We start from the raw sequence: 5857 nt of genomic DNA on the forward strand, positions 1-5857 counted from the left end.
AAAAAGTCAAAGTATATTTGCATAAAATAATTCCCATTGAGCACCGAAATCATCTCTAAAAAATACAGCGAACAAGCCAAAATAGTTACTATATCTAAAGCAATTACTGGCGACAACAAAATTCATATCAAAGGATTGGTTGGTTCGTCATTTTCGTTCGTCATTCAAGCTTTGTTTGCAAAAAGCGAAAATTCTTTTTTGTTATTGTGTAACGAAAAAGAAGAAGCTGCTTATATTTTGAATGATTTAGAACAACTCGTTGGCGATCAAGACGTTTTATTTTATCCAAGTTCTTACAGAAGACCATACCAAATTGAAGATACAGACAATGCAAATATTTTGCTTCGATCGGAAGTTTTAAACCGAATAAACTCTCGCAAAAAACCAGCTATTATTGTTTCCTACCCCGAAGCGATTTTCGAAAAAGTAGTAACCAAGAAAGAATTAGAAAAAAATACTTTAAAAATTTCGGTTGGAGATCAGGTTTCTATCGATTTTATAAATGAAGTTTTATTTGAATACGAATTCAAACGTGTCGATTTTATTACCGAACCTGGCGAATTTTCTGTCCGTGGTGGGATTTTAGATGTCTTTTCATTTTCGAACGATAATCCGTACAGAATAGAATTTTTTGGTAACGAAGTAGATAGCATTCGAACTTTCGATGTTGCCACACAACTATCAATCGAAAAGAAAAATAAAATTGCTATTATTCCCAATTTTGAAAATAAATTTTTACAAGAAAACAGAGAAAGTTTTCTAGAATATATCAATGCAAGAACAACTGTTTTTATTCAAAATACGGATTTATTACTTTCTCAATTAGATAAATTATTTGGCAAAGCCGAAGAAACTTTCGAGAAGTTAAACAAAGATATTAAACACGCTTCGCCCGAACAATTATTTTTAAATCAGGCAGCATTTATCAAGCAATCCTTAAATTTTTGTGTGGTCGAAACGGCTTCGAAACCAACTTTTAGAACATCGGAAACTTTTGAATTTCATATCAAACCACAACCTTCTTTCAACAAACAATTCGATTTGTTGTTAAATAATTTGAAAGAAAACCACGAACACAACTACAAAAATTATCTATTCTGTTCAAACCAGCAACAAGCCAAACGTTTTCATGATATTTTTGATAGTCTTGACGAGCAAAATCATGAAACTATAACCAAGCAATACGAAACTATTGTTTTGCCCTTATATCAAGGTTTTATTGATGAGGAAAATCAAATTGCGTGTTATACCGACCATCAAATTTTTGAGCGTTATCATAAATTTAGCATCAAAAATGGGTATTCTAAAAAGCAAACCATAACGCTAAAAGAATTAACCTCTTTAGTAGTTGGCGATTATGTAACTCACATAGATCACGGGATTGGAAAATTTGGCGGATTGCAAAAAATTCAAGTAGAAGGCAAAACACAAGAAGCTATAAAACTGGCTTATGCCGATAATGATATTGTGTACGTAAGTATTCATTCGTTACACAAAATATCAAAATATAACGGGAAAGATGGTGCGCCACCTAAAATTTACAAACTCGGTTCTGGTGCCTGGAAAGCTTTAAAACAAAAAACCAAAGCCAGAGTAAAACACATCGCATTCAACTTAATTCAGTTGTATGCAAAGCGTCGTTTAGACAAAGGATTCGCCTTTGCGCCCGACAGTTATTTGCAACACGAACTAGAAAGTTCGTTTATTTATGAAGATACGCCCGACCAACTAAAATCGACACAAGAAGTAAAAGCCGACATGGAAAGTGATCGACCGATGGACAGATTGGTTTGTGGTGATGTAGGTTTTGGGAAAACTGAAGTTGCCATCAGAGCAGCATTTAAAGCGGTTGATAATGGTAAACAAGTCGCTATTTTAGTGCCAACTACGATTTTGGCTTACCAACATTATAGAACATTTACCGAAAGGTTAAAAGACATGCCGGTAACGGTAAATTATATAAATCGTTTCCGCACAGCAAAGCAAAAAGCCGAAACTCTAAAAGATTTAGAATCTGGAAAACTTGATATTATTATAGGAACGCACCAATTAGTCAATAAAAATGTAGTTTTTAAAGATTTAGGATTGTTAATAGTTGATGAGGAACAAAAATTTGGGGTCAATGTAAAAGACAAACTCAAAACCATTACCCAAAATGTAGACACACTAACATTGACCGCTACTCCAATCCCGAGAACATTGCAGTTTTCGCTAATGGCAGCAAGAGATTTATCGGTAATTACCACACCACCACCCAATCGTTATCCTATCGAAACACAGGTAGTGGGTTTTAACGAAGAGATTATTCGTGATGCCATTTCGTATGAAATAGAACGTGGGGGACAAGTGTTTTTTATTAATAACAGAATTGAAAACATAAAAGAAGTTGCTGGTATGATTCAGCGATTGGTTCCCGACGCAAAAGTTGGAATTGGTCACGGACAAATGGAAGGCAAAAAACTAGAAGAATTGATGCTGGCCTTTATGGAAGGTGAATTTGATGTTCTAGTTGCCACCACAATTATAGAAAGTGGATTAGATGTTCCCAATGCCAATACAATCTTTATTAATAATGCTAATAATTTTGGACTATCAGACCTGCATCAGATGAGAGGAAGAGTAGGACGAAGTAACAAAAAAGCTTTTTGCTATTTTATCTGTCCTCCCTACTCTGCGATGACTGACGATGCTCGAAAACGAATTCAAGCCTTAGAACAATTTTCGGAGCTTGGAAGCGGTTTAAATATTGCTATGAAAGACCTTGAAATTCGTGGTGCTGGAGATTTATTAGGCGGTGAGCAAAGTGGTTTTATCAACGAAATAGGTTTCGATACCTATCAGAAAATTATGAATGAAGCTATCGAAGAGTTGAAAGAGAATGAGTTTAAAGATCTATATGAAAACGACGATGAAGCGGTAGAAAAAGAATATGTAAAAGATTTGCAGATTGATTCTGATTTCGAATTATTGTTTCCTGACGACTACATTAATAGCGTGACCGAAAGATTGGCTTTGTATAATGCGTTGGCGATTATTAAAGATGAAAATGGTTTGCAAGAATATGAAAAACAACTGATTGACCGTTTTGGTGCTTTGCCAAAACAAGCGATAGCATTACTCAATAGTTTACGCATTAAATGGATTGCTACTAAAATAGGAATCGAAAAATTAGTTCTCAAACAAGGGAAAATGGTTTGCTATTTTGTTTCAGACCAGCAAAGTAATTATTATCAATCCAATCGTTTTCATCAAGTGTTACAATTTGTACAAAAACAACCGCAATTGTGCAAAATGAAAGAAAAAGAAACTAAAAACGGACTTCGCTTATTATTGACTTTCGAGAATGTAAAAAGTATTAGAAAGGCGTTGGAGTTGATGGAGATGGTTTAGAATCTATACTTGATGTTTAACAATACATATCTAGGAATTAAATTAATACTCGTTGTATTAGATGCATAATTATCTAGTGAAGTTATAGAAAAATTATTTTCATTAGTGATATTATTAAAAAGAAGCCTATAGGATAATTTTGTTGATGCAGGAGTATAGTTTATAACAGCATTCAAAAAAGAATAATTAGCCTTATTTAATTTGTAAAGCATACTGTTAAATTCTACTAATAATGATTTTGTGATTTTATAATTAAAGTTAACAAAAGCGTCTTTTGTGATATTTTTTGATTCTAAACCATTAAAACTGGATTGATAATAATTGTATCGTACGCCAAAATCAAAATTAAAAGGTAAAGTAAAATAACTTGTTCCAGAGATTTTGTAATAACTAGAATAGCTTTTTAAATCACTAAACTCATTGCTATTCACTTTCGTTGGATTATTATTAAAAGTCTGATTGGTATCTATTTTTAAAGATGTTTTTAAGCCTCTAAAATAGTTTATAAAATTAAAATTAATAATGTGGCTTTTCCCTCCATTAGCTAATCCATAATTAGCTAAAATAAAATTTTGATTAATAGTGTTCTCTAGACGCATTGTCGACTTTACATTTAAATAGGAAACAGTTGTATTAACTGCAAATCGCTTTTCATCATTCAATAGAGAATGACTAATTGAATACAGAACACTCTCAATAGGCTTTTCATAAGGAGTTCCTTTAATAAAGCTATTGTAACTATTTAAAACTGTATTTTTTATCAAAATATTAATTTCTGGGATTTTACTATTTTTTGAATATGTTAAAAATAATACACCAAACTTATTGTCTCTTAAATTCAAAGAAACTTGAGGATTAAATAATGAAATGTTATCTTGTTTGGAATAAATATTAAAACTATTTTGGGTGTAGTTTAAACTTGCTGTTAAATTTATTTTTTTTGAAAAATCATATCGAAAACCATTGCCAATAGATAGTATATTTTGTTTTAATTTTAAATCATTTTCATATAGTTTTTCATTTACATCATTAACCAAAAAATTATTACTTATTGTTTCTTGATTATTCTCGAAATTAAAATCTAATACATAGTTGATTTTTTTATATTTAGAAATCAATTTGCTTTTTAAGCCAAAATAAAACAGGTTTTGATTAAAATTTTGATTTATAATGCCATTTGAATTAATGTTGAAATAATCATTTAGAAATGGTGACGATATGTTATTTTTATTATCTAATTTATCATTGCCGTAATAAAAATAATTGTTTAGTACATTTTTTTTACTAAGCTTAAATGTATGATACAAATGATTATATATACTCTGATTATATAACTTAGAAGATTGAGTAATCAGATTGTTATTAAAATTTAAAATATTAAAAATATTACTTGGATTATTTTTATAAATGAATAAATTGGTAAAATAATTTTTTTCATTAGCAAAGTATTTTAATTCTAACTCTACAGATGCAAGTGTTTTTTTATTTTTATAATTATTTGTTTCAGAAAAAACGACAGGGCTTATGTCAATATTATATTTTGTTTCTGAAAATGAATCTTGTATTTGGTTATCATTTGTAAAGAAACTTTGTCCTCTAAGTGTAAAATTAGGTTTCAGTTTAGTTGTGAAACTCAATGAATTTAAAAAAGCATTATTAACAATACTTTGGGATTTACTAAACATTGAATTCTCATTACTATTTATGTTATAAAATGGTTTAGCTTTTTTTTCATAACGATCTTCGACAAATAAATCATTATCATTTACACTTTCAATCATCAGATCAGTCGCTTTTTCTCCAGAATTATTATAATCGGCAAAATAAAAAAGTTTTATTTTTTTTCGAAGCAATCCTAGATTAATGCTTTCTTTCCATCTATTTTCCGAAACGACACCAGCGCCAAGATTTACGTTACCAAACCAAATATTTTTTTTATTCTTTTTAATTTTTAAATTAATAGCTACTTTATTGGAGTTAACCATGTTCTTTAAAATAGGATTGTCTTCGAAATTATCTAAAATTTGTACAGCATCTAATACTTTAGCATCAAGATTTTTCGATAATAATTTGTAGTTTTTATCAAAAATATCATCGCCTTCAATAAGAAGTTTATCAATATATCTTCCGTGTGCTTTTATAGAACCATCTTTTTGTACTTCAATTCCAGGAATTTTTCTAAGTACATCTTCTAAGGTTTGCTCGGTTTGATTTACAAATTTTGCTATTTTCACAGTGGTGGTATCTCCTTCTGTTCTTATTGGATAGCTTTCAATAATTACTTCGCTAAGTGCTTCTGTTTTTTCATCGAGTATAAAATTTAAATCGTTATTTTGCTCTAAAAGATTTAATTTATATTCTTCTTTTTTATAGCCCAAACTTGAAATAACTATTTTGCACTCAGTTTCTTTTAGCGTACAAACTAATTTAAAAAAACCATTATCATTACTGTAAGCATAACCATTTG

The 5857-nt window shown here is 30.0% G+C and carries 2 protein-coding genes; one reads left to right on the top strand and one right to left on the bottom strand.

What is annotated here, in order from left to right:
* The first annotated feature begins 81 nt into the window (after positions 1–81).
* The gene (mfd, locus tag ACHZC3_RS00995) at positions 82–3390 is read left to right on the top strand and encodes a transcription-repair coupling factor (protein WP_394758012.1); all 3309 of its coding nucleotides are present in this window, start codon (positions 82–84) and stop codon (positions 3388–3390) included.
* On the opposite strand, the gene ACHZC3_RS01000 is transcribed toward mfd, so the two are convergent.
* On the bottom strand, positions 3387–5857 hold a 2471-nt coding region (locus ACHZC3_RS01000), incomplete at its 5' end, for a hypothetical protein (RefSeq protein WP_394758011.1). The genes mfd and ACHZC3_RS01000 overlap by 4 nt on opposite strands.

The sequence above is a fragment of the Flavobacterium sp. genome, assembly GCF_043720215.1.
GTDB lineage: Bacteria > Bacteroidota > Bacteroidia > Flavobacteriales > Flavobacteriaceae > Flavobacterium.